We start from the raw sequence: 24,506 nt of genomic DNA, 5'->3' as shown, positions 1-24,506 counted from the left end.
TCGGTGACCGGGGCGCGAGCGCGCCGGCCGGTTACATGTTGGGCCCAAGCGGGCTTGCCCCGCTCACATGTTGGGCCCGAGCGGGCTTGCCCGCTCACATGTTCGGGTAATTCGGGCCGCCGCCGCCCTGGGGCGTGGTCCAGGTGATGTTCTGCGACGGGTCCTTGATGTCGCAGGTCTTGCAATGGACGCAGTTCTGGAAGTTGATCTGGAAGCGCGGGTCGCGGCCCTCTTCGCGCACCACCTCGTAGACCCCGGCCGGGCAATAACGCTGCGCCGGTTCGTCGTATTCGGGCAGGTTCACGCGGATCGGGATCGAGGCGTCCTTCAGCTTCAGATGGGCGGGCTGATCGGCGTCATGGTTGGTGGCCGAGAAGGCGATGTTGGTCAGCCGGTCGAAGGAGAGGACGCCATCGGGCTTGGGGTAATCGATCGGCTTGAACTTCGAAGCCTTGCCGGTCGCCTGGGCATCGGTCTTGCCGTGCTTCAGCGTGCCGAAGATCGTCAGGCCGAAAGTATTGGCCCACATGTCGGCGCCGCCGCCGAAGAGCGAGGCCACCAGGCCATAGCGGCTCCAGAGCGGCTTGACGTTGCGGACCTTCTTCAGGTCTTTCCCGATGGCGCCACCCCGGACATCGGCCTCGTAAGAGGTCAGCTCATCCCCCCGACGGCCCGCCTTGATCGCATCATGGGCCGCCTCGGCCGCAGCCTTGCCCGAGAGCATGGCATTGTGGTTGCCCTTGATGCGGGGCACGTTCACCAGACCCGCCGTGCAGCCCAGAAGCGCCACGCCCGGGGCCACCATCTTGGGGATCGACTGGTAACCGCCCTCCGAGATCGCCCTTGCGCCATAGGCCACCCTTTTGCCGCCCTTCAGGAGGTCGGCGACCATCGGGTGATGCTTGAAACGCTGGAACTCCATGTAAGGATAGAGATGCGGGTTCTCATAGTTCAGGTGGACGACGAAACCGACGTAAACCTGATTGTTTTCGAGATGATAGATGAAGGAGCCGCCGCCTGCATTGCTCCCCAAAGGCCAGCCCATCGTATGGGTCACGCGGCCCTCGTGATGCTTGGCGGGGTCGATCTGCCAGATCTCCTTCATGCCAAGGCCGAATTTTTGCGGGGAATGGCCCTTGGAGAGGTCATATTTCGTGATAACCTCTTTCGCCAGCGACCCGCGCACGCCCTCCGAGAGGAAGACATATTTCCCCGCCAGGACCATGCCAGGCTCGTAAGACGGCCCCGGGGTGCCATCGGGGTTCTTGCCGAACTCGCCCGCGACCACGCCGCGCACCTCGCCCGAGGGCCCATAGACCAGCTCCGAGGCCGACATGCCCGGGAAGATCTCGACGCCCAAGCCCTCGGCCACGCCCGCCATCCAGCGGCAGACATTGGCCATCGAGACGATGTAATTGCCGTGGTTGTTCATCAGGGGCGGCATGGGCCAATTCGGGATGCGCATCTGACCGGCCGGCCCGAGGATATAGAAGTTGTCCTCCTTGACCTCGGTCTTGATCGGCGCCCCCATGCTCCGCCAGTCGGGCAGCAGGGCGTCCAGCCCCGAGGGGTCCAGGACCGCGCCCGAGAGGATATGGGCGCCAACCTCGGAGCCCTTTTCCAGGATCACCACCGACAGATCGGGATCAAGCTGCTTGAGCCTGATCGCGGCGGACAGGCCCGAAGGCCCGGCGCCCACGATGACCACGTCATATTCCATCTCTTCACGAACGATCTCGGTCATCCCGGCCCCCTTCTGTTTTGCTTTTCCTTGCCGCAAGCGCAGCATGAGGTCAACGCCCGACGCAAGGAAACAGCCTGTCATGGCAGGGCAAACGCAAGAATCTATCGCTGCCCCGACCGGCTTCCGCCTATTCGCGCCTTCCCTCTTGCATTTCAGCCCCATCCTGCCTTTAAAGGGGGCAATCGCAAGGTCATGGCCCGGTCAGGGCTGTGACCTTGTTCTTTGCGAAAAGCAGGCTGATGGAAAAGATCCCGATGACGCGCGGCGGCTATGACGCGCTGGACGACGAGTTGAAGAATCTGAAGTCGGTGGAGCGTCCTGCCGTCATCCGCGCCATTGCCGAGGCGCGCGAACATGGCGACCTGTCGGAAAACGCCGAATACCATGCCGCCCGCGAGAAGCAGAGCTTCGTCGAGGGCCGGATCAAGGAGCTGGAATCGATCCTCGGCCGCGCCGAGGTCATCGACCCCGCCAAGATGTCGGGCACGGTGAAATTCGGCGCCACGGTGACCCTGGCCGACGAGGATTCGGGCGAGGAAAAGACCTACCAGATCGTGGGCGAGGTCGAGGCCGACCTGGAACGCGGCCTGTTGAACATCCGCTCTCCGCTGGCCCGGGCCCTGATCGGCAAGGACGAAGGCGATTCGGTCGAGGTCAAGACGCCCGGCGGCCAGAAGAGCTATGAAGTCCTGAGCATCCGCTACATCTGAGGGCCAGGGGTCCGCGGTCAGGCCCTTTGGGGGCCCGGATCGCGGGCCGGGACCTGTGACAGGCATCTGACGAGGCGGGCGGGACCATGGCCGAGACGACACGCGACGAAGAGGACCTGAGCCTGCGGCCCGAGGTTGGCGGCGCGCAGCGGCCTGGCCCTGCGCGGCCGCAGGCGCCTGCGGTCTCGCCCGCGGCCTATCTGCTGGCCCTGGGACTTTCGGTGGCATGGATCCTGCTGGGCGTCTTCGTCTGGTATGGCACGGCGCCCGAGGGCCTGGTTGCGCGCGGCCTCGCCCTGGTCTCGGTCGTGGTGCCGGTCGCGATGATCTGGGTCCTTGCGCTCTCGCTGGACCAGGTGCGGCTCTTGCGCGCCGAACGCGAGCGGTTGCAGATGGTCATGGACCAGATGCGCCTGCAAGCCGCCAATGCCCCCGCGCCCCGAACCGCGGCGCCCCCTGCCGCGGCGGCGCCCGCAGCCCAAGCCCGGGCGATCCCCGTGCCCGCCCCCCCGGCTCAACCCGAGGAAGCGCCGCGCCTGACCTTTCAGAGCCGCCGCGAAGGCAGCGCCCAACCGCGCTTCGAAGAGCAACCGGGTCTGGGCCTCGATGCGCCCGAGGACATGGGCGCGCCCCTGGGGATGGAGGATTTCCTGCGCGCGATCCATTTCCCCGACGGCCCCGAGGATGTGAAGGCCTTTGCCGCGCTGAAACTGGCCCTGGCCGACCGGCTGACCTCCAAGCTGATCCAGGCCTCGCAGGATGTGCTGAACCTCCTGGCCGAGGACGGGATCTACATGGACGACCTCGCCCCGGACCGCGCGAAGCCTGAACTTTGGCGCAAGTTCGCGGCCGGAGAGCGCGGGCGGGCGATTGCGGCGCTGGGTGGAATCCGGGACCGGTCCTGCCTGGCCCTGACGGCGGCGCGGATGCGGGAAGACGAGATCTTCCGCGACGTGGCGCACCATTTCCTGCGCAGCTTCGACAAGGCTTTCGTGGCGATGGAGCCCAAGGCGAGCGATGCCCAGCTCTCGGCCCTGTCCGATACCAGGACCGCGCGGGCCTTCATGCTCTTCGGTCGCGTGACCGGAACCTTCGACTGAAGGAGCGGCTGACGCCGCAAGCCTTTGCCTCGCCTCTGGGCCTGGCGGCCCAACCGGCTTCGGGCCTGGGCGGCAAGGTGCCACCAAGTGCGGCGAGCGCCGGGTCTTGCAGTCGGCAGAGCCGTGCCATGGCCCTTTGCGCCCGGGTGCAGTCGGCAGGGCCCATCCTGGCAGTCGGCAGGGCCGGGCCCGAAAGCGGTCTGCCCGGGGGCAGTCGGCGGAGCCCCCCCTCAGTTCAACCGGCTCACCACGTAATCCGCCAGGTCCGACAGAATGGCGCGCAACGGGTGATCGGGGAGAAGCGAAAGCGCCGCACGCGCCTTGGCGGCCCAGGCGAAAGCGTCAGCCCGCGCCGCCTCGAGCGCGCCGCTGGAGGTCAAGAGCGCCAGCGCCCGTTCCAGGTCGCCGTCCCGTTGGTCGCCCTTCTCGATCACCCGGACCCAGAAGGTGCGCTCTTCGGCCGAGGCGCGGGCCACGGCCTTGATCACCGGCAGGGTCACCTTGCGCTCGCGGAAATCATCGCCGGTGTTCTTGCCGATCACAGCCGAGCTGCCGCCGTAATCCAGAAGGTCATCGGCGATCTGGAAGGCCACCCCAAGCGCGTCACCATAGTCGAAGAGCGCCTTGACCTCCGCCTCCGGCGCGCCCGCGATCACGCCCCCCGCCTCGGTCGCGGCCGAGAACAGCGCCGCCGTCTTGCCGCGCACCACTTGCAGATAGATCCCCTCGTCGGTCTTCAGATCCTGGGCGGCGGTCAATTGCAGGACCTCGCCCTCGGCTATCGTGGCGCTGGCATTGGCGAGGATGTCGAGCACCCGCAAGGACCCGGTTTCCACCATCAACTGAAAGCTGCGGGCGAAGAGATAGTCGCCCACCAGGACCGAGGACTTGTTGTCCCACAGGAGGTTGGCCGTCGGCCGCCCGCGCCGCTGGGTGCTTTCATCGACCACGTCATCATGGAGAAGCGTCGCGGTATGGATGAACTCCACCGTGGCCGCCAGCTTGACATGGTCGCCCCCCTGGTAACCGCAGAGCCGGGCCGCGGCCAGGGTCAGCATCGGCCGCAGCCGCTTGCCCCCGGCTTCGACCAGGTGAGCGGTCACCTCGGGGATGCGGGGCGCATGACGGCTGGCCATGCGCTCGCGGATCAGGGCGTTGACCGCCTCCATGTCAGCTGCGAGGTGGGCGGCCAGGGCATCCTGGGGTTTCAGCGCGGCGGTCACGTTCATCCTTACACCTCGACGGGCCCTCGACGGGCGGGCGCTTGCGGGTTAACCATCGGATCATGCGGCTTCTTGTCTCGACCACAGACCCCACGCTGATCCCCTTCGCGCAGGCATTGCTTGCGGGCGAGGATATAGCGGCCTTTGAGCTGGACGTCCACATGAGCGTCTTCACGGGTTCGAGCTTCCTCTTGCCGCGCCGCTTGATGGTGGCCGAGCGGGATTACTTCGTCGCCCGCGCGGTCCTGGTCGACAATGATTTCCCGGCCGAGGCGCTGAAGTGAGCCTGACCCATGATGCCTTTCTTTGCGGCCGCCTGCATCTGTGGCAGCCGGAAAAGGGCTACCGCGCGGCCAATGATGCCGTGCTTCTGGCGGCGGCCTGCCCGGCCGAACCGGGGCAAAGCGTCTTGGACCTCGGCTGCGGGGCGGGGGCGGCCTCCTTGTGCCTTGGCGCGCGGGTGCCGGGGCTTTTGCAGGCGGGGCTGGAGCTGCAGGAGGATTACGCGGCGTTGGCCCGGCGCAATGCCACCGAGAACGGCATGGCGCTGGAGGTGGTGACCGGAGACCTGACGGAGATGCCGCCGAGCCTCCGGCGCGGCTTTGACCATGTCATCGCCAACCCGCCCTTCTATCCGCGCGGCGGCACGCAATCGCCGGTCACGGGCCGCGACATTGCGCTGCGCGCCGAGATCGGGCTTGCGCCCTGGGTCGAGGCTGCGGCGCGGCGGCTGGAGCCCGGGGGCTGGCTGACGATGATCTTTTCGACCGAGGGCCTGCCGGAAGTGCTTGGCAGCCTTGGGAAACTCGGCTCGGCCCGGCTCTTGCCGCTTTTGCCGCGCGAGGGGCGGGAGGCGAAACGTCTGATCCTGCGGGCGCGGAAGGGCGGGCGGGCGGGGTTCCGGATGCTGGCGCCCCTGGTCCTGCACCGGGGCGCGGCGCATGAGGGCGACCGCGAGGGCTATACGCCGCGCGCCAACGAAATCCTGCGCATGGGCGCCGGGCTCTTGGCGGAATTTGGCTGATTAACGCGCTCTTTACTCAACTTTCGGCAGAGTAACCGTGAAGTTTTGATGACAGACTCGGATTTTCATGGCTCACTGGGGTCCTGAGCAACCAGAATGAGGAGAAGTCCATGTCCGTTGCCTCGCATATCGCCGAGCTGAAGCGGAAGCACGAAAACCTCTCGACCGCGGTGGAGGTGGCCCAGCGGAGCCCCGGCACCAGCGATCTGGACATCGCCGAGATGAAAAAGCAGAAGCTGAAGATCAAAGAGGAGATCACGCGGCTGTCGCAATAAGGCGCAGGACCCGCCGATCGTGCCCGATGCGGGCTTGCGATGGCTTGGGGTCCGTTCCAGCGAAGATGCGAAAGGGCGGCCCCCGGGTCGCCCTTTTTCATTCTGGGCCCTGCCGACTGCCCCCGCAGCGCCTCCGCCCTGCCCCGGCCCTGCCGACTGCGGGGTCAGGCGCGGGCGGCCAGGCCCGCCCCGGCGGTGATCAAAAGCGCAGAGAGGCCAAGGCTGATGGTGGGCTCGGCCCCGCCGGTGGCCACCAGGATCAACGTCGAGAGGAGAGGGGCTGCGTAAGAGAGCGTGCCCAGGAGCTGGATGTCGCCGCGTTTCATCCCGATGTCCCAGGTGAAGAAGGCGAGCCCCACAGGACCGAGGCCCAGGGCCGCGACCGAGAGCCAGCCCTGCCCCGTCGCGGGCCAGGCGGTGGTCTCGAGCCCCAGGTGACACAGCGCCGACAGGAGGGCGGTGGCCAGGCAATAGAGGGTGACGGCCTCGGTCGGGACTTCTCCGAGGCGGCGGGAGAGGATGGAATAGCCGGCCCAGGTCAGGGCGCAAAGGAAGGCCAGCGCCATGCCGAGCCCGGCTCCGGGTCCCGTTGCGGCGCCGCGTCCGAGGACGATAAGCGCAGCGCCCGCAAAGGCCACGGCGGCGCCGACCAGGTGGAGCGGGCGCAGGCGCTCTCCGGGCAGGAGGCCGGAGAAGAGGACAATGAAGAGCGGCCAGAGATAGGCGATGAGGCTGGTCTGGGCATAGGGCGCCAGGCGGAAGGCGGTGAAATAGATCAGGTGATAGCCGAAAAGCCCAAGCGTGCCAAAGGCATAGACCTTCCAGGAGACGCCCCTCAGGCGGCCAAAGCCACCTGTGGCAGCCATCCAGATCAGGCCGATGAGCCCACCCAGGCCAAAGCAGATCGCGTTCAGTTGCAAGGGCGGCACGGGGGCTGTGCCGATCGTCAGGGCCGCAAGCGCACCCCACATCAGAACGGCGGTGAACCCAATCCAGGTGGCTCTTGTCTTGGTCATTTGGCTATTGAGCCGAAGTTTCGCCATGACGCAAGGTGAGGCGGGGGCTCATGCCACTTGTTTCTCGAACCCGTGGCGAAACAAATGGCATACCCCCGCCCCCCCGCCTCAAGAGGGCCGGGGGCCCCCTTGAGAAACCCTCGTCAGTCTTGGCCAGAATGAAGGACAAAAGGCGTCCCGATCCGGGCGACTCTTTCATTTTTTCTGGTCAAAAATATCCACGGGGTTTCCAAAGGGGAGCGTGCTCCCCTTTGGGCGGGGGGTTCGGGGGGCGCCCCTGCCGCGCAAGGCGTTGCGCGGCGTTCTTCGCTGAAAACCTTCCACTGGAAGGTTTTCCGGGCGCTCATCACCCCCGGCGTCCTCCTGGAGGCTTCGCTGGCATTTCATGCCTGCAAAACCTCCCGGACCCCGCTCAGACGAAGAACTGCCCGCCGTTGGCCGAGATGGTCGAGCCGGTGATGAAGCCCGCGTCTTCCGAGGCCAGGAAGACCACGATCCGCGCGATCTCTTCCGGTTCACCCAGGCGGCCGACGGGGATCTGCGGGATGATGCGCTCGGCCAGGACCTTCTCGTCGATGGCCTTCACCATCTCGGTCGCGATATAGCCCGGGCAGATCGCGTTGACGGTTATCCCCGCCCTTGCGCCCTCTTGCGCCAGCGCCTTGGTGAAGCCCAGGTCCCCCGCCTTGGCGGCCGAGTAATTCGCCTGGCCCGCCTGACCCTTTTGACCGTTTATGGACGAGATATTGACCACCCGCCCGAACTTGCGATCCCGCATCCCCGACCACAGCGGATGGGTCATGTTGAAGACGCCCGACAGGTTGGTGTCGATGACCTCTTTCCACTGCTGCGGGGTCATCTTGTGGAACATCGCGTCGCGCGTGATGCCCGCATTGTTCACCAGGACCGAAACCGGGCCCAGCTCGGCCTCGACCTGGGCGATCCCCGCCTTGCAGGCGTCGTAATCGGCGACCGACCACTTGTAGGTCTTGATCCCGGTCTCGGCGGTGAACTTCGCCGCCGCCTCGTCATTGCCCGCGTAATTCGCGGCGACCGTATAGCCCGCCGCCTTCAACGCCACCGAGATCGCCGCGCCGATCCCGCGCGAGCCTCCCGTCACCAGAGCCACTTTCGACATGTCATCCTCCCTCTACAGGAAATCAGTTACAAGAATTCAGGCCCCTTGCGCAACTTTATTGCGCAAGGGGAGATGTGACAGATTTTCGCACCCGAAATTCGGAAAGGTCAGAGACCCTCGAGGCACATGGCAACGCCCATGCCGCCGCCGATGCACAAAGTGGCGAGGCCCTTCTTGGCGCCGCGACGCTTCATCTCGTGGATCAGCGTGTTCAGGATCCGGGCGCCCGAAGCCCCGATCGGGTGGCCGATGGCGATGGCGCCGCCGTTCACGTTCACCACATCCGGGTTCCAGCCCATGTCCTTGTTGACCGCGCAGGCCTGGGCCGCGAAGGCCTCGTTGGCTTCGACCAGGTCGAGGTCGGCGGCGTTCCAGCCCGCCTTGGTCAGCGCCTTGCGGCTTGCGAAGATCGGGCCCACGCCCATGATCGCGGGGTCCAGGCCAGCCGTCGCATAGGAGGCGATGCGGGCGAGCGGCTTCAGGCCCCGGCGCGCAGCCTCGGCCTCGGACATCAGCAAAACCGCCGCCGCGCCGTCGTTCAGACCGGAGGCATTGCCGGCCGTCACCGAGCCATCCTTGGCGAAGGCCGGGCGCAGCTTGGACATCGACTCCAGCGTCGCGCCATGGCGAATGTATTCATCGGCATCCACCGTCACATCGCCCTTGCGGGTCTTGATCAGGAAGGGGACGATTTCCTCGACGAAGCGGCCGGCCTTCTGCGCGGCCTCGGCCTTGTTCTGCGAGGCCAGGGCGAAGAGGTCCTGCGCCTCGCGGGAGATCTCCCACTGCTTGGCGACATTCTCGGCGGTGATGCCCATGTGATAGCCGTTGAAGGCGTCCCACAGACCGTCGCGGATCATCGAGTCGATGAAGTTCAGGTCGCCCATCTTCTGGCCCGCGCGCAGATGCGCGACATGGGGGGAGAGGCTCATGTTTTCCTGGCCACCGGCCACCACGATCCCGGCATCGCCCAGCTGCACATGCTGCGCGCCCAGGGCCACCGCCCGAAGGCCCGAGCCACAAACCTGGTTCAGACCCCAGGCCGAGGCCTCCTTGTTCAGACCGGCCTTGATCGCGGCTTGCCGCGCCGGGTTCTGCCCCTGACCGGCGGTCAGCACCTGGCCCAGGATCGTCTCTTCGACCTCGGCCTTCTCGATACCCGCCCGCGCCACGACGGCCTCGATCACCGCGGCCCCCAGATCATGCGCCGGAGTGGCGGCAAAAGCCCCGTTGAAGCTGCCGACAGCGGTCCGCGCCGCCGAAACGATCACGACATTGGTCATGGTATCCTCGCCTTTTCCATCCTGGCGCGGCTGGCTCCTCCATGCCGCTCTGCAGCATGGCCTAGACGGAACAGGGTTAAAAATCAACTTTTGCTTGGGGCCGGGCTATGGCCAGATTGCCGCAGCGTCATGCACGAAGCGCAAACCCTGTCATGTCAGCGCAAGGGTCAGGACTGGGGTTCAGGCCAGCTTCCGCGCGGCGAGGTCCGGCGCCCAGGGCGGCTGGACCGAGGGCGCGCCGAAGAGGAAGCCCTGCATGCAGTCGACCCCCAGCTCTTGCAGGCAGGCGGCTTCCTCGGGCGATTCCACGGCCTCGGCCACGGTAAACATCTCGAAATGCTTGCCGATTGACACCATGGCGGCCATCAGCGCCCGGTTGTCGGGGTCGCGGTGGATGCGGCGGGCGAATTGGCCGTCGATCTTCAGGATGTCAAAGAAGAAGTCCTTGAAGTAGCGGATCGCGGTGTTTCCGGCGCCGAAATCGTCCAGGGCAAAGGCCACGCCCTTGCGCTGGTAATCCTCCATGAAGGCCACGACCAATTCGGGCACGGTCATGGCCGAGCTTTCGGTGATTTCGAGAATCAGGCGTTCGCCCACGGTCGGGCCCGCATCGATCCCGGCATTCAGCACCCGCAGCCAGCGCGGATAGCCGATCGACCGCGCCGACATGTTGATCGACAGCCGCAGGTCGGGATGCAGAGCCAGTTCGCGCAGGCCCAGTTCCAGCGCGGCGCAGTCGATCTCGCGGCCAAGCTGATGCGCCTCGACCACGGGCATGAATTCCCCGGCCGGGATGATGCGGCCATTGGGTTCCAGCACGCGGATCAGGCCTTCGTGAAAGGCCACGCGGGAGGGGTCGCGCGACAGGACCACGGGCTGATAGGCCAGGGCCACGCGGCGAAGGCGGATCGCCTCTTCCACCATGACCATGGTCTCACGCTCGGCCATCGAGACGGCCACGCCCAGGGGGCTGTCGAACCCCGATCCATTGCTGATGTCCGTCAGTTTCATCGCGTCCCTCTTGCGCCACAAGCGCGTTGGACCTTATCACGCTGCCTTGGTCATCTGCGCAATCTCTGCGACATTCGTAAATGGCCGGTGAATTTCCGGTTTTATGCAAAATACGAAACAATAAGGCCCAGGATGTCCCTGCCCCAAGACCTGAACCGCTGCCCCTGGTGCGGAAGTGACCCGCTGTACATGGCCTATCACGACCAGGAATGGGGCGTGGCGGAATACGACCCACGCGCCTTGTGGGAGAAGCTGATCCTGGACGGGTTCCAGGCCGGGCTCTCCTGGATCACGATCCTGCGCAAGCGCGAGGCTTTCCGCGCCGAGTTCGAGGGCTTCGACCCGGCCCGCATCGCCCAATGGGAGGAGGCCCGGATCGAGCGCGCCTTGCAGAACCCCGGCATCGTGCGCCATCGCGGCAAGATCGCGGGCGCGGTCAAGAACGCCCGCGCCTATCTGGATATCCCCGATTTCGCCGCCTTCTGCTGGCGCCATGTGGGCGGCAAACCCCTGGTGAACCGCCCCGCGACCCATGGCGATATCCCGACGGAGTCCGAGATCTCCCGTGCCCTGTCGCGCGATCTGAAGAAGGCGGGCTTCACCTTCGTGGGGCCCACCATCGTCTATGCCTGGATGCAGGCCTGCGGGCTGATCGACGACCACCTCGTCACCTGTCACAAGTCGCGACGGTAGGGGAGGCCCCCGGGCGCGGGTGGGTGGGTGGGGCGACCGGGGGCCTCCCCGGGGTCAGTCCTGGCGATCCGCGCCCCACTCCGCCCCCTGCATCTCGCGCAGACGGCTTGCCGTGCGGGCGAATTCGAAGGACCCCGTGCCCTCGAGGTAAAGCCGCTCCGGCTCATCGGCGGCCGAGGCGATGAGCCGCACCTTGCCCTCATACAAAGCGTCCACCAGGGTCACGAAGCGCTTGGCCTCGTTGTAGTTCGAGGCCGAGAGCTGCGGGATATCCTCCAGCACCAGGACCCGCACGGCCTGGGCCAGGGCCAGGTAATCGCCCGGCCCCAGCGGCCGCCCGCAGAGCTCCCAGAACGAGGCCCGCGCCGCGCCATTGGCAAAGCGCGACAGCTCCAACTGCCGGCCATTGACGGCCAGGACCAGGGGCCCGACCTCGGCCCCCCGCGTCAGGTCGGCCCAGATCGCTGCGATCTCGCCCCGTGTGGCCCCTGCGGGGTGGAAATAGACCTGAGCCCCCGCCAGCCGGTTCTGGCGGTAGTCATGCGGGCTGTCGAGCTCCATGACCTCGAACCGCTCGCGCAGCATGGCGATGAAGGGCAGGAAGAGCGCCCGGTTCAGCCCGTTCTTGTACAACTCCTCCGGCGCGCGGTTCGAGGTCACGACAATGACCACACCCCCCGCCAGAAGCTTCTCGAACAAGCGGCCCACGACCATGGCATCGGCGATATCGGTGATCTGCATCTCGTCGAAGGCCAAAAGCCGGATGTCGGCCACGAGGGCTGCGGCAAAGGGCTCCAGCGCGTCCTCGATGTTCTTTTGCCGGGCGATATGCATGGCCTTGTGGGCCTCTTGCATGAAGGCATGGAAATGCACGCGCCGCTTTGCGCCAAGGTCGGTCGCGTTGAAGAAAAGGTCCATCATCATGGACTTGCCGCGCCCGACCCCGCCCCAAAGGTAGACGCCCTTCGGCGGCTTTGGAGCCCGCGAAAACAGCGCCTTCAGCCCGGATTTGCGCGGCCCGTGCTCTTCCAGCCAGGCGCGCAAGGGCTCCAGCGCGCCAGCCAGCGCGGCTTGCAGCGCGTCGGGCTTGATGTCGCCCCGCGCCACGCGGTCGGAGAGGATCTCGGGCAAGGTCTGTCGCATACCGTCGCATACCAAATCGGTCCGGGGCTGGAAAGCCACCCTGACCGGGCCAGGGCAAGGGCCCGCTGGGACAAACTGCGGCAAATCCACCCAAAATCCCAGCTAAATCCCTCGCGAATCCCAACCAAATCCGCCTCAAATCCGCGTCAAACCCCGGGCAGATTCTGAACCGATTCCAAGGCCAATCCCCGGGGGGATAAAGGAAATCCTAGGCCCGGGATGGGATGCCCAAGGATGCGGAAGCCCCCCTTGCCGGAGCATCGGATGTCCTCCTTCGTCATATCCACCAACACGACCTCGGGCCAGGTGCTGGCGGGCGGCGAGTTCGGCATGGTCGCGGCCTCGGGCTCGATCCTGGCCACCACTGGCTCCAGCGTCACCATGACCGGCACCGCAACCCTGATCGCCTATGGCGCCATCGCCGCCACCACGGCCAGCCCGCTTCTGCTGAACGCCGTCAGCTCGACCTCGGTCACCGTGGCCTCGACGGGCTCGGTCATCGCGGCCGGGATCAACCTGCCCGCGATCTCGGGCAGTTTCTCGGGCAATTTCGCCCTGGCTAATGCGGGCCATATCAGCGGAGGCCAGGCGGTGACGCTCTCTGCCGCCGCGACCGGCAGCCAGATCAACATCGGCAATACGGGGCTCTTGCAGGGCCTGGGCAACACGGCGGGGGCGGCGCTGTCGCTGGCCCTGAACACGACCTCGCGCGCGATCATCACCAACAATGGCACGCTGTCGACCGCAGGCACCGGGGCCACGATCCTGGTCACCGGCAATGGCGCGGTCAACCTGACCAACACGGGCAACCTCTTGAATGCCTCGATCCTGGAGGCCGCCATCCAGGTGGACGGAGCGCTGACCTTGCGCAACTCTGGCCTGATCGAGGGCAATGTTACGGCCACGCTGTCGGGCAATATTTTCAACTCGGGCACGATCAACGGCAATATCCGCCTGAACTCCAACAACGACGTGGTGCGGGTCAGCGGGGTGGTCATGGGCGATGTGACGCTGGGCAACGGCGTCAATGTCTTTTGGCAGACCGGAGGCCGGGTCATGGGCTCGGTCTTCGGCGGGGCGGGGGCGGATACCTATCATGTCGACCGCACCGATACGGTGATCGTCGACACGGCCGGGGGATATGACTGGATCTGGGCCTCGTGCAACTTCCGCCTGGCCAATGGGATCGAGAAGCTGACCCTGATCGGCGCCACGGGGATGCTGGGGATCGGCAATGGAATGGACAATTGGCTGATCGGCGATTCGGGCGACGACATCCTGCGCGGGCTTGCGGGCAATGACAGCCTGGAGGGTGGGGTGGGCGCCAACCGGCTCCAGGGCGGGATGGGCAACGATTCGCTGCGCGCAGGCGAGGGCGAGGACCTTTTGAACGGCGGCTCGGGCGATGACGTGATCTTTGCGGGCTATGGCAATGACACGATGATGGGGGGGCTCGGCATCGATACGCTGCGCTTTGACCTGATCACCGACCCGGCCGGGGTGGTGGCCAACCTGGCCACCCTGTCCATCATCTACAAGGATGTGGGGCTCCTGACGGTCTCGGGTTTCGAGAACCTGTCGGGCGGGGCGCAGAACGACCAGTTGACCGGAGACAGCTTCGACAATGTGCTCACCGGCCTCGGAGGGGCGGATGTTCTGTCGGGCGGGGCGGGCAATGACACGCTGAACGGGGGCGCGCGGGCCGATACGATGGAGGGGGGGGCGGGTGCCGACCTTTTCGTCTTTGCGGCCTTCACCGATTCCAACACGGCCCTCGGCATCGACCGGATCAATGGGTTCGTCGCGGGCGAAGACCGGATCGACCTTTCCGCCATCGACCCAGTGGCGGGGGGGGCGGATGATGCCTTTGCCTGGCGCGGTCAAGCGGCTTTCACCGGCACCCAGGCCGAGATCCGCTGGTTCCAGGACGCGGGCAATACCGTGATCGAGATCCGCCGCGCCGGGGTCGTGGTCAATGACATGCAGATCGTGCTGGGCGGCCTGGTCACGCTGTCGGCCAGCGACTTCGTCCTTTAGGGCCCGCCACCAGGCAGCGGGCCCCGAGGGTCAGATCACAGCTTGCCCGCGAAATCGGCGGGCGAGTGGCGCTCGGGCACCTGGCCTTCGTCGCCCCAGTTCTTGTTGACCATGCGGCCCCGGATCACCCCCGGCCGCGCGCTCAGCTGCTCGGCCCAGCGCTTGACATTGGTATAGGCGGCCGCGTCGAGGAACTCACCCGCGCGGGGATAGGACTTGTCGAGCGCGAGGTTGCCATACCAGGGCAGGATCGCCATGTCGGCGATGGAGTAGTCGCCCGCGACGAATTCGTTCTCGGCCAGGTGGCGGTCCAGCACATCCATCTGGCGCTTGGATTCCATGGCATAGCGGTTGATCGCATATTCGATCTTTTCCGGCGCATAGGCGAAGAAATGGCCAAAGCCGCCGCCGAGGAAAGGGGCCGAGCCCATCTGCCACATCAGCCAGTTGAAGGTCTCGGTCCGCTTCGGCCCCGATACGGGCAGGAAGGCGCCGAATTTCTCGGCCAGGTGGACCAGGATCGAGCCGCTTTCGAAGACCCGCAGCGGCTCGGGGCCCGAGAGGTCCAAAAGTGCGGGGATCTTGGAATTGGGGTTCACCTCCACGAAGCCCGACCCAAACTGGTCGCCCTTCGAGATCGAGATCAGCCAGGCGTCGTATTCCGCCGCAAAGCCCGCCTCGATCAGCTCTTCGAAGAGGATGGTGACCTTGACGCCATTCGGCGTGGCCAGGGAGTAAAGTTGGAAGGGATGGGCGCCGCGCGGCAACTCGGCGTCATGCGTGGCGCCTGCGATGGGACGGTTCAGCGAGGCGAACTGCCCGCCGTTCGGCTTGTCCCAGGTCCAGACTTTCGGCGGCGTATAGGTCTCGGTCATGGCGGCTCCTATGGGCGGAAACATGCTTGAAAGGGGTAGGCTTCGCTCACGATGAGTTCAATGGGTCTTGCAGTGCAATTCCGCCATCCCATCTGTGCATGAGTGAAGCAAAGGAGGATAGGTTCGATGAAATGTCCCGTGGACAACGAGACCCTGGTGATGGCCGACCGTTCGGGGGTCGAGATCGACTATTGCCCGAAATGCCGGGGCGTCTGGCTGGATCGCGGCGAGCTGGACAAGATCATCGAACGCGCGGCAGGCCCGGCGGTCGCGGCCCCTCCGCCCCCGCCGCCGCAGGCCGCCCAGCCGGTCTATCGCGAAGAGCGCCGGGATGAGCGCTATGAAAAGGACCGCTACGAGAAGGATCGCTACGACGATCGCTATCACGGCAAGCGCAAGCGCGAGAGCTTCCTGGGCGAGCTTTTCGACTTCTGAAGGCGCTCCGCCGACTGCACCGCCGCGCATCCCGTCAGGGGCGGCCCTGCCGACTGCAAGGACGGCGCCGGGGGACCGGGGCCCCAAGTCGGCAGGGCTTCGGTCGGCCGGACAGGTTGCGCTCGCAGTCGGCAGGGCCTATCCCACAGTCGGCGGGGCGACGCCAAAGGCCTCGCCGTCCGGGTCAGTCGGCAGGGCCTTGCTTCGGGTTATCGGCCGGAGCCCCGCCTTCAAACCTGTTGCCGTGGCGATAGTCGCAGGCTGCCTCCTGCATCTGCAGGTGCAGGCCGGTCCCCTTGTATTCATGCCCCCGCGCCAGGTCCTCGTCGAAGTCGATGCCAAGCCCCGGGCCCTCGGGCGGCAGGATATAGCCGTCCTCCCATTTCAGTGAATGCTTGATCAGCGCCAGGTGGAAGGCGCCCCCGGTCTGGATCGTCTCGGCCATCAAGAGGTTCGGGATCGAGACCGCCAGATGGATATTCGCCGCCCATTCCACCGGCCCGGCATAAAGATGCGGCGCCATCTCGGCGTTGAAGATCTCGGCGATGGCGGAGAGCTTCTTGGCCTCGAGGATCCCCCCCAGCCGCCCCAGCGCCGGTTGCAGGATCTTGACCCCGCCCGCGCGGAGCAGGGTCCCGAACTCGGCCTTGGTCGTCAGACGCTCGCCCGTGGCCAGGGGAATGCGGATATGGCGCGCGACCTCGGCAAATTCCAGAAGGTTGTCGGGCGGGATCGGCTCTTCGTACCAAAGGGGATTATAGGGCTCGAGCGCCTGGCCCATGCGGATCGCGCCCGGGGTGGTGAACTGGCCATGGGTGCCGAAGAGCAAATCCGCCTTGTCGCCCACCGCTGCCCGTATCTTCCGGCAGAACTCGACGCTGCGGGAGATATCCGACATGGCCGGCTCATGCCCGCCCCGGATCGTATAGGGGCCCGCAGGGTCGAATTTCACCGCCGTGAAGCCCTGTTTCACCGCCCTTGCCGCCGCCTCGGCCGTCATGTCGGCATTGACCCAGAACTCGGCCGCATCCTCGCCGGGCTCGGGGTAGAGATAGGTGTAGGACCGCACCCGCTTATTCATCCGCCCGCCCAAGAGAGCCCAGACCGGACGGTTCCGCGCCTTGCCGAGGATGTCCCAGCAGGCGATCTCCAGCCCCGAGAAGGCGCCCATCACCGTGGGGTCGGGGCGCTGGGTGAAGCCGCTGGAATAGACGCGGCGATACATCAGCTCGATGTTTTCGGGGTTCTCCCCCGCCATGTGGCGGTCAAAGACGTCCTCGATCACCGCCTTCATCGCCTTGGGGCCCACGGTCGAGGCATAGCACTCGCCATAGCCCGTGATCCCGTCATCGGTGGTCAGCTTGGTGAATATCCAATAGCGCCCGCCCCAACCGGGCGCGGGGGGCGCCACGACGAAGATTTCCAGGTCTTTCAGTTTCATCCGCGCCTCCCGAGGTTTCCCCAAGCCTAAGGCGCCAAGCCCCGCCCCCCTTGGCGATCCGCGACACCCCATGTCGCAAACCGGCAAGGCCCTGTGGCGCCTTGGACTCACCCCGGGCTTTCCCGCATTTTCCGCCGCGACAGCGCCGGAAAAGCGCCTATACTGCGCGCCAAACGGCCAGCAGAGCCGCAAAGAGGCACCATGATCGACCCCGACACCCGAGACCGCATTCTCGCCTCGCCCGAGGCATTGTTGGAAGACCGCGACGTCATGCAGGCGCTGATCGGCGCCAATGACCGGGCGGCGGGCACCAATGTCGTCGACCTGCGGGGGCTCGCGATGGAGCGGCTGAACCAGAAGCTCGACCGGCTGGAGGACACCCATCGCACGGTGATCGCGGCGGCCTATGAGAACCTGGCGGGGACGAACCAGGTCCACCGCGCCATCCTGCAGCTTCTGGAGCCCGTGGATTTCCCGGGCTTTCTCGCCACCCTGACCGGGACCGTGGCCCAGACCCTGCGGGTCGAGGCGGTGCGGCTGATCCTGGAGACCCGCTCGGAGGGTCCGGTGCCCGAGCCGGTCTCGGGCGCGATCCTGGCGGTGCGGCCGGGCTTCGTGAACGACTACCTGACGCGGGGGCGCGCCATGGCGCGGCCCGTGATGCTGCGCCAGACCCTGCCCGACCCGGGCGGCATCTATGGCGAGGCGGGCGACTGGGTCCGGTCCGAGGCGCTCTTGCGGCTTGACCTGGGCGAGGGGCGGCTGCCCGGCCTTCTCGCGCTTGGCGCCGAGGACCCGCACCAGTTCAAACCCACCCATGGCACGGACCTGCTGGCCTTCTTCGGCGGCGTGTTTGAAAGGGTGATGCGGAAATGGCTGGCCTAGATCTCCAAGGCTCCGAGGTTCAGGCTTCCGAGGGCCAGCAGGCGGCCCTGGCGCGCTGGCTGGATCACCTGAGCGCCGTCAAGGGCGCCTCGCCGCGCACCTGTGCGGCCTATGCGACCGACCTGCGGCGCTTCCTGGGGTTCCTGGCGGGCTATCGCGGCGGGGCCGAGGGGGTGAAGGTCCTGGCCACCGTCTCCCAGACCGACCTGCGGGCCTGGATGGCCTATGAGCGCGACAGGGGCCTGTCGCCAAGGTCGCTGGCGCGGGCGCTGTCTTCGGTGCGCAACTTCATGCGCTGGCTGGCCGATCGCGACGAGATCGACCCGACGGTGGTTCTGTCCGCCCGGGGGCCGAAATACCTGCGCAAGCTGCCGCGCCCGCTGTCGGTGGATGGGGCGCAAGAGGTCATCGCCGATATGGGCGAGGCGCGTGAAGGCTGGATCGGGGCGCGGGACCTGGCAGTAACGACGCTGCTTTACGCCTGCGGCTTGCGGATCTCCGAGGCGCTTGGCCTGACGGGTCAGGCCCATCCCCTGCCCGACGTCCTGCGCATCAAGGGCAAGGGCGGGAAAGAGCGGCTGGTGCCCGTCCTGCCCGTGGCCCGCGAGGCCGTGGCCGATTACGTCCGGCAATGCCCCTACCCGGTCGAGCGCGACGCGCCGCTCTTTCGCGGGGCAAGGGGAGGCGCGCTGAACCCGCGCCTCATCGCCCGCGCGATGGAGGCGGCACGGCTGCGCCTCGGCCTGCCCTCGACCGCGACGCCCCATGCCCTGCGCCATTCCTTTGCAACCCATCTCCTGGCGGCTGGGGGCGATTTGCGCGCGATCCAGGAGCTGCTGGGCCATGCCTCCCTCTCGACCACCCAGGCCTATACGGCGGTCGATGCGGCGCGGCTGATGGAGGTCTATGCGGCCTCCCATCCCAGGGCCTGAGGGGGGCTCTGCCGACTGCAAGGGCGCGGCCTTGGGGGCCCAAGCCCGGCCCTGCCGACTGTGGGACCTTGGCGGGTGGCACGGTGTCTGCGGCGTCACGGGACAGGGATGGTTGGGGGGCGGCGGCGAGACAGCGTTCGGGAAGCTGCCGCAGCGGCGGCCCGATCCGCCCCTAGTGCTCCTCGCGGCCGGCCCTGCCTGGCGCGACTCATAGCCGGAGGGCCTGCGCGATGGGACTTTCAATGCGGACCAGCTTGCGGCGGGAGTCTCGGCCGGGCGGGATATGGTCTGAGGGGCTTTGGGTGATTCTTCCGGGCGTTAGCGCATTTCGTGGCCTTCAGGGGTGAAAGGATTGCATTTTAAGTATTCAACTTGGCGGCTTAGGGCTTTGTAAACCAGCCTGTGGAAAAGTGATTGTCAGCCCGCCTCAAACGGGCATGGTCCAGAAAGGAACGGTCATGATCTCTGCCCTGTCCGGTGCCGGAAGCCGCGCGCTTCTGTCGCTGTTCGGAAGGCCGAAGTCGCAAGCCCCGGCCGATGAAATCAGCCCGGTCGCTTCGCGCCAGGCTTCCTCCAATGCCCCGCCCGACACCGCCCGCGGTGCCTCGCCCGAAAGCCTTTTCGCGGCCCTGGTCGATCAGACCGGCGCGCCCGCCGACCTCTCGTCCCGCGCCATCTCGGCGCTGGATCGCGACGGGAGCGGCACGCTCAGCGCGGCCGAACTGTCGCAGGCCTTCCAGGCCGTGGCCAGCAACGGCACTTATTCTGGCGTCGCGGGCCTTGTTTCCAGCATCGTCGCACGGGTCGATGGCGACGGCGATGGTGCGATCTCGGCCAACGAGCTGACGACGGCCGTCGCGGGCCTGACCTCGGCCGCCCGGCCCATGGACGACCGTTTCAACGGCCTCCTGGATCAGGTCATGGCCCAACTCGACGCCGACGGCAACAGCACGCTCTCACGGGCCGAGGTTGCTTCGGCCCTGGGCCTGGGCTCCGGTGGCCTGCCCGGTGCGGACATCGGCATCGTGGCCCGGCCCGAAACCGCGCCGAAATCGATGTACGAGGCGATCTTCTCGATGCGCGTCAATCCCGAGGGCGGCGCCTCCTCCGAGCAAGAGCGTGAGGCCATAGCCGCCCGTCTGCGCGCCACCTTGATGGGCTGATCTGCGGCTGAAAGCTTGCATTGCGCCGGTTTTGCGGGCATCAGGCGGCTATGTCGATGCGCATGAAAGCCCTGCTTGTCCATCTCTTGACCGCCACGGGCGCGGTCCTCTCGATGCTGGCCATGCTGGCCGCGGTCGAGGGGCAATGGAGCATGATGTTCCTTTGGCTGCTCGTCGCGCTGATCGTCGACGGGGTCGATGGGCCCCTGGCGCGGCGCTATGACGTCAAGACCAACTGGCCGATCCATGACGGCGAGCTGATGGACCTGATCGTCGACTACCTGACCTATGTCTTCATCCCGGCCTATGCGCTTTGGGCCAAGGGGATGCTGCAAGGCCCGCTGGGCGCCCTGGCCCTGGGTGCGCTGATCTATGGCTCGGTCATCTACTTTGCCGACACCCGCATGAAGACCAAGGACAAGAGCTTTGCGGGCTTCCCCGCCTGCTGGAACATGGTCGTCCTGGTGCTGTTCGCGCTGAACCCCGGGCCGAATGTCGTCCTGGCGGTGATCGTGCTTTTGACGGTGGCGATGTTCCTGAACCTCAAGTTCATCCACCCGACCCGGACCCCGCGCTGGCATCCCTTGAACCTCTCGGTCTCGATCCTCTGGCTGGTGACGGCGGCACAATCCGCCTGGGTCGAGTTCAACGAGGGCGGGATCGTGCATTACCTGCTGCTCGGCTCATCGCTTTACCTCTGCCTCGCAGGCATCGCCCAGCAGATCCTGCCGCAGAAATCGATCGACCGGATCGTCTGAGACAGGACTGACAAGGGCCCGGGGCGGGTTTCAGCCCGCCTGTCCGGCCAGCCGCGCCGGGATCAGCCCGCGCAGCGCATTGCCCACCCAGAGCCGCACCCGCCCCAGGTCCTCCACCCGCAAGACCTCCTCCGGGACACTAAGCTCGGCCCGCAGGACCCCCTCCAGCAACCCGCAAGACAGGGGCGGCGTGCGCATCCCCTGCCCCCGGTCGAAGAAGACCGAGGTGATCGTCCCCTCGCAGACCTCGCCCCTTGCGTTCACCATCAGGGCCTCGTCCCAGGTCATCCCCGCCCGCGCCGCCTCGTAATCGGCCCGCTGGTTGGTCTTGAACCGCCGCAATGGCCCATCTTGCAAGACCACCGAAGAGACCCCGACCACCCATTCCGCCTTGGCATCTGGCAGGGCAAAGACCTCCGCCACAGCCTCCCCCGAGGCCCCGACCAGCAGCCGCACCCGCGCCGGAGCCTCGGGCGCAGGCAACGCCACCTGGGGCGCGCGCCAACCAAAAGCCCGCGCCGAACGGCTCAGCCGCGCCATGTGCAAGGCCAGCCGGGGGTAGCCAGCCCCATCCCAAAGCATGGTCTCGATCAGCCGCAGCCCGGGGTCACGAGCCCGTTCAGATAGCGCGCTTTCCAATGCGCCTCCTCCCATTCGCCCTCTGCGGTCGAATCCTGCACCACACCGCCGCCGACGTTCAGCCTTATCTGGTCGCCGGTCAATTGCAGGGTCCGGATCGCCACGTTGAAACACGAGGCCCCATCCGGGCCCATCCAGCCGATCGCCCCGCAATAGGGGCCGCGGCCATGGGGCTCGACCTCGGCGATGATCTCCATGGCGCGGATCTTCGGCGCCCCGGTGATCGAGCCGCAGGGGAAAAGCGCCTCCATCAGGCGGCTCATGGAGGGCGGCTCGACCAGGTCGCCCACGACACGCGAGATCATCTGGTGGACCGTCGCATAGGCCTCGACGGCGAAGAGTTGCGGCACGCGGACCGAGCCCACCCGGGCGATGCGGCTGATGTCGTTCCTCAGCAGATCCACGATCATCAGGTTTTCCGCCCGGCCCTTTTCGCTGGACCGCAGCTCCTCGGCCAGCTCCATGTCGCGCATCGGGTCAGGGTCGCGCGGCGCCGTGCCCTTCATCGGCCGGCTCTCGATCCTGCCGCCCGCATCGGTCTTCAGGAACAATTCCGGAGACCGCGAGACCAGGACCGGCACCCCCGGCAGCGCGCAATAGGCGCCGTAACCCACGGCCTGGGAGCGCAGGGCGGCGTAGAGCTCCAGCGCCGTGCCCTCCAGCAAGCGGCTCTCCATCGGGAAGGTCAGGTTGATCTGGTAGCAGTCGCCCGAGGCGATATAGGCCTTCACCTTGGCCATGGCCGCCGCGTAATCGGGCCAGGAGACCAGGGGCCGGGGCGCCGTGATCCGCACCCGCCCGGAACTGGGGCTCACGGCCGGGCGCGGCGCGTCATAGACCCCGAAAGCCAGCAAGGGACCATCCACCGCCAGCCGGGCGAGCTTGGGCTCCAGCGCGAAACCCGCCTCATAGGCGATCCAGCCCGCGACCCATTTCCCCCGCGCCCGCGCCGCATCCAGCGCCGCGAGGGCTGGGCGCAGCTCCTCGGGGCGCCGGGCCACGATCAGCTCTGACGCATGTTCGAACTGCACCGGCCCGCCCGGACCATGTTCCAAAAGGATCATCGCATTCTCCATCGCCCCAGACCTAGAGCGCCAGCCTCCGCGATGCCAGTGCGGAAAAGCCTGGTTTGCACCGGAAAACGACCCTTTGGCCCCGGGAAAGCCACAGGGGTCTGACATAGGCCTGTAAATTTTTATTCAGTGCTGGACAGATTGAAAATTCGTGGCTTCACTGGGTCCAGGGCAGACAAAATGTCGCAGGCCCAAACCAAGCCGCAGTCAAAGCGGCAATAAATACATGGAGGGACCATGGCGGACGACTATTCCGACCACGAGAAGCACGAGGACATGAAGGTCCTCCACGGCATGGGCTATGCGCAGGAACTGTCGCGGTCGATGTCGAAGTTTTCCAATTTCGCGATCTCCTTCTCGATCATCTGCATCCTGTCGGGCGGGATCAACTCCTTCGCCCAGGCGATTTCCTCGGTGGGTGGCGCGGGCGCGGGCATCGGCTGGATCGTGGGCTGCCTTCTGTCGGGCATGTTCGCCCTGTCGATGGCGCAGATCGCTTCGGCCTTCCCGACGGCGGGCGGGCTCTATCACTGGGGCTCGATCCTCGGCAACCGCTTCGTGGGCTGGATCACGGCCTGGCTGAACCTTCTGGGCCTGATCACGGTTCTGGGGGCCATCAACATCGGGACGGCCTATTTCTTTGCGGGCACCTTCGGGCCGATGTTCGGCTTTACCGGCACCGATGGCCAGGTCGTGGCCTTCGTGGCCGTGATCACCATCGTCCAGGCGATCTTCAACCATGTCGGCATCAAGGCCACGACCTTCCTGACCGATGTCTCGGGCTATGTGATCTTCGTGACGACCGCCGTGCTGGTGGTGGCTTGCCTCTACTTCGCGCCCGCCATCGACATCTCGCGGCTCTGGACCTTCACCAACTATTCGGGTGAAGCGGGCGGTGGGGTTTTCCCGGCAAGCGACAACATGGGCTATCTCTTCCTGCTGTGCCTGCTTCTGCCGGTCTATACGATCACCGGCTATGACGCCTCGGCCCATACCTCCGAAGAGACCAAGAACGCCGCCCATTCGGTTCCGGCCGGGATCATCTCCTCGGTCTTCTGGGCCTCGCTGATCGGCTGGGTCATGATCTGCTCGATCACCCTGGCGATCCCGGACATGAACGTGGCCGCGGGCCAGGGCTGGGCGATGTTCTTCGAGACGATGAACGCCGTCCTGCCTGCCGGGCTGAAGAATGTCATCTACCTGGGCATCTTCATCACCCAGCTGATGTGCGGCCTGGCCACGGTGACTTCGGCCAGCCGGATGCTCTTCGCCTTCTCGCGCGATGGCGGCATGCCGGTGGGTTCCAAGGCGCTGGCGACCGTGTCGGCCAAGTACCGCACGCCGGTCAATGCGATCTGGACCTCGACCGTGCTCTGCATCCTTTACGTGGTGCTGGCTCTGTCGATCAAGCTGGATGGGACCTCGATCTATGTGATCGTGGTGAACTCGACCCTGGTCTTCCTGTTCCTGTCCTTCTCGGTGCCGCTGGTGGCGGGGATGCTGGCTTACGGCGGGCCGAAGTGGCCGCAGCCCGGCCCCTGGGCGATGAGCACCGGGGTCTACAAGCTGGTCACCGTCCTGTCGGTGGTCGGCATGGCGGTGATCCTCTTCATCGCCGTGGCGCCGCCGAACGAGCGCGTGCTTTACGTCGTCCTGGGCTTCCTGGTGCTGGCCATGGTGCTTTGGGTCGCGGTCGAGAACCGCCGCTTCGAGGGCCCGCCGACGGGCGACCGCATCGCCAAGCGCAAGGCGGCCATCGCGGCGGCCGAAGCGGCGGTGGGCGAAAAACTCTAAGCTGACAGTGAAGATTGCCAAGGGCCGGGGTCACTCCCGGCCCTTATCCATGGAAGCGGCGCCCCGGCCTTGCGTCTGGCCCCACCCTTGGCCTTGCGCCGCGCGTCCCGCTGG

Annotated in this window: 24 protein-coding genes; 13 read left to right on the top strand and 11 right to left on the bottom strand. The window is 66.4% G+C overall.

The window, feature by feature from the left end; translation table 11 throughout:
- Nucleotides 1–94: 94 nt before the first annotated feature.
- Nucleotides 95–1,744 carry an electron transfer flavoprotein-ubiquinone oxidoreductase gene (locus GV832_RS05215; RefSeq protein ID WP_168773780.1) on the bottom strand — a complete coding sequence of 550 codons (1,650 nt, stop codon included), beginning with the start codon at nucleotides 1,742–1,744 and terminating at the stop codon, nucleotides 95–97.
- Nucleotides 1,745–1,983: 239 nt separating this feature from the next.
- On the opposite strand from GV832_RS05215, the gene greA reads away from it, so the two are divergent.
- Together greA and GV832_RS05205 are read left to right on the top strand one after the other, a co-directional pair.
- Nucleotides 1,984–2,454 (top strand): transcription elongation factor GreA, encoded by a 471-nt coding sequence (gene greA / locus GV832_RS05210; protein ID WP_168773779.1) that lies wholly within the window; start codon nucleotides 1,984–1,986, stop codon nucleotides 2,452–2,454.
- Between the two features lie 86 nt (nucleotides 2,455–2,540).
- A complete protein-coding gene (locus GV832_RS05205; protein ID WP_227754249.1) occupies nucleotides 2,541–3,554 on the top strand; it encodes a hypothetical protein in 1,014 nt (337 codons plus the stop codon).
- A gap of 230 nt (nucleotides 3,555–3,784) precedes the next feature.
- Here the strand turns inward: GV832_RS05205 and GV832_RS05200 are convergent, their stop codons facing one another.
- Nucleotides 3,785–4,783: a polyprenyl synthetase family protein gene (locus GV832_RS05200; protein WP_168773778.1), complete on the bottom strand. Its 999-nt coding sequence runs from the start codon at nucleotides 4,781–4,783 to the stop codon at nucleotides 3,785–3,787.
- A 56-nt stretch (nucleotides 4,784–4,839) separates the two neighbouring features.
- Between GV832_RS05200 and GV832_RS05195 the strand changes: the two genes are divergently transcribed.
- From GV832_RS05195 to GV832_RS05185, 3 genes are all read left to right on the top strand, one after another.
- Entirely contained in the window at nucleotides 4,840–5,061 is a 222-nt protein-coding gene (locus tag GV832_RS05195; protein ID WP_168773777.1) for a putative signal transducing protein, read from the top strand.
- On the top strand, nucleotides 5,058–5,801 hold the full coding sequence (locus GV832_RS05190; RefSeq protein WP_354001925.1) for a tRNA1(Val) (adenine(37)-N6)-methyltransferase: 744 nt from the start codon (nucleotides 5,058–5,060) through the stop codon (nucleotides 5,799–5,801). The genes GV832_RS05195 and GV832_RS05190 overlap by 4 nt, the downstream gene beginning before the upstream one ends.
- Nucleotides 5,802–5,911: 110 nt before the next feature.
- Complete coding sequence (locus GV832_RS05185) at nucleotides 5,912–6,076, top strand: YdcH family protein (RefSeq protein WP_168773776.1); 165 nt, start codon at nucleotides 5,912–5,914, stop codon at nucleotides 6,074–6,076.
- Between the two features lie 164 nt (nucleotides 6,077–6,240).
- Here GV832_RS05185 and yddG read toward each other — a convergent pair whose 3' ends face one another.
- From yddG to GV832_RS05165, 4 genes are all read right to left on the bottom strand, one after another.
- Nucleotides 6,241–7,092, bottom strand: coding sequence for an aromatic amino acid exporter YddG (yddG, locus tag GV832_RS05180; protein WP_168773775.1), 852 nt, complete (start codon nucleotides 7,090–7,092; stop codon nucleotides 6,241–6,243).
- Between the two features lie 412 nt (nucleotides 7,093–7,504).
- On the bottom strand, nucleotides 7,505–8,230 hold the full coding sequence (gene phbB / locus GV832_RS05175; protein ID WP_168773774.1) for an acetoacetyl-CoA reductase: 726 nt from the start codon (nucleotides 8,228–8,230) through the stop codon (nucleotides 7,505–7,507).
- Nucleotides 8,231–8,337: 107 nt separating this feature from the next.
- Nucleotides 8,338–9,513: an acetyl-CoA C-acetyltransferase gene (locus GV832_RS05170; protein ID WP_168773773.1), complete on the bottom strand. Its 1,176-nt coding sequence runs from the start codon at nucleotides 9,511–9,513 to the stop codon at nucleotides 8,338–8,340.
- A 180-nt stretch (nucleotides 9,514–9,693) separates the two neighbouring features.
- Nucleotides 9,694–10,524, bottom strand: a complete 831-nt coding sequence (locus GV832_RS05165; protein ID WP_168773772.1) for an EAL domain-containing protein — start codon at nucleotides 10,522–10,524, stop codon at nucleotides 9,694–9,696.
- A gap of 132 nt (nucleotides 10,525–10,656) precedes the next feature.
- Between GV832_RS05165 and GV832_RS05160 the strand changes: the two genes are divergently transcribed.
- Nucleotides 10,657–11,217: a DNA-3-methyladenine glycosylase I gene (locus tag GV832_RS05160; RefSeq protein WP_168773771.1), complete on the top strand. Its 561-nt coding sequence runs from the start codon at nucleotides 10,657–10,659 to the stop codon at nucleotides 11,215–11,217.
- Nucleotides 11,218–11,271: 54 nt separating this feature from the next.
- On the opposite strand, the gene zapE is transcribed toward GV832_RS05160, so the two are convergent.
- Nucleotides 11,272–12,360 carry a cell division protein ZapE gene (gene zapE / locus GV832_RS05155; protein ID WP_168773770.1) on the bottom strand — a complete coding sequence of 363 codons (1,089 nt, stop codon included), beginning with the start codon at nucleotides 12,358–12,360 and terminating at the stop codon, nucleotides 11,272–11,274.
- Nucleotides 12,361–12,624: 264 nt separating this feature from the next.
- Here zapE and GV832_RS05150 point away from each other — a divergent pair, with 264 nt between their 5' ends.
- Nucleotides 12,625–14,397: a calcium-binding protein gene (locus tag GV832_RS05150; protein WP_168773769.1), complete on the top strand. Its 1,773-nt coding sequence runs from the start codon at nucleotides 12,625–12,627 to the stop codon at nucleotides 14,395–14,397.
- 35 nt (nucleotides 14,398–14,432) lie between these two features.
- Here GV832_RS05150 and yghU read toward each other — a convergent pair whose 3' ends face one another.
- A complete protein-coding gene (gene yghU / locus GV832_RS05145; RefSeq protein WP_168773768.1) occupies nucleotides 14,433–15,272 on the bottom strand; it encodes a glutathione-dependent disulfide-bond oxidoreductase in 840 nt (279 codons plus the stop codon).
- A gap of 126 nt (nucleotides 15,273–15,398) precedes the next feature.
- Here yghU and GV832_RS05140 point away from each other — a divergent pair, with 126 nt between their 5' ends.
- A complete protein-coding gene (locus GV832_RS05140) occupies nucleotides 15,399–15,707 on the top strand; it encodes a TFIIB-type zinc ribbon-containing protein (RefSeq protein WP_168773767.1) in 309 nt (102 codons plus the stop codon).
- Between the two features lie 184 nt (nucleotides 15,708–15,891).
- Here GV832_RS05140 and GV832_RS05135 read toward each other — a convergent pair whose 3' ends face one another.
- A complete protein-coding gene (locus GV832_RS05135; RefSeq protein ID WP_168773766.1) occupies nucleotides 15,892–17,148 on the bottom strand; it encodes a mandelate racemase/muconate lactonizing enzyme family protein in 1,257 nt (418 codons plus the stop codon).
- Nucleotides 17,149–17,349: 201 nt separating this feature from the next.
- On the opposite strand from GV832_RS05135, the gene GV832_RS05130 reads away from it, so the two are divergent.
- The 4 genes from GV832_RS05130 (at nucleotide 17,350) to GV832_RS05115 (ending at nucleotide 20,886) form a co-directional block, all read left to right on the top strand.
- Nucleotides 17,350–18,033: a DUF484 family protein gene (locus tag GV832_RS05130; RefSeq protein WP_168773765.1), complete on the top strand. Its 684-nt coding sequence runs from the start codon at nucleotides 17,350–17,352 to the stop codon at nucleotides 18,031–18,033.
- Nucleotides 18,021–18,965: a tyrosine recombinase XerC gene (locus GV832_RS05125; protein ID WP_168773764.1), complete on the top strand. Its 945-nt coding sequence runs from the start codon at nucleotides 18,021–18,023 to the stop codon at nucleotides 18,963–18,965. The genes GV832_RS05130 and GV832_RS05125 overlap by 13 nt, the downstream gene beginning before the upstream one ends.
- A 437-nt stretch (nucleotides 18,966–19,402) precedes the next feature.
- Nucleotides 19,403–20,128, top strand: coding sequence for an EF-hand domain-containing protein (locus GV832_RS05120; protein WP_168773763.1), 726 nt, complete (start codon nucleotides 19,403–19,405; stop codon nucleotides 20,126–20,128).
- 50 nt (nucleotides 20,129–20,178) lie between these two features.
- Nucleotides 20,179–20,886 (top strand): CDP-alcohol phosphatidyltransferase family protein, encoded by a 708-nt coding sequence (locus GV832_RS05115; protein ID WP_168773762.1) that lies wholly within the window; start codon nucleotides 20,179–20,181, stop codon nucleotides 20,884–20,886.
- A gap of 30 nt (nucleotides 20,887–20,916) precedes the next feature.
- On the opposite strand, the gene GV832_RS05110 is transcribed toward GV832_RS05115, so the two are convergent.
- On the bottom strand, nucleotides 20,917–21,525 hold the full coding sequence (locus GV832_RS05110; RefSeq protein ID WP_227754248.1) for an aminotransferase class IV: 609 nt from the start codon (nucleotides 21,523–21,525) through the stop codon (nucleotides 20,917–20,919).
- A complete protein-coding gene (locus GV832_RS05105) occupies nucleotides 21,477–22,589 on the bottom strand; it encodes an aminodeoxychorismate synthase component I (protein ID WP_168773761.1) in 1,113 nt (370 codons plus the stop codon). Before GV832_RS05105 ends, GV832_RS05110 begins: the two co-directional genes overlap by 49 nt.
- Nucleotides 22,590–22,835: 246 nt before the next feature.
- On the opposite strand from GV832_RS05105, the gene GV832_RS05100 reads away from it, so the two are divergent.
- A complete protein-coding gene (locus GV832_RS05100; RefSeq protein ID WP_168773760.1) occupies nucleotides 22,836–24,392 on the top strand; it encodes an amino acid permease in 1,557 nt (518 codons plus the stop codon).
- Nucleotides 24,393–24,506 lie beyond the last annotated feature (114 nt).

It is taken from the genome of Stagnihabitans tardus (genome assembly GCF_009925085.1).
GTDB lineage: Bacteria > Pseudomonadota > Alphaproteobacteria > Rhodobacterales > Rhodobacteraceae > Stagnihabitans > Stagnihabitans tardus.
This window is presented reverse-complemented; position numbering and strand designations above follow the sequence as displayed.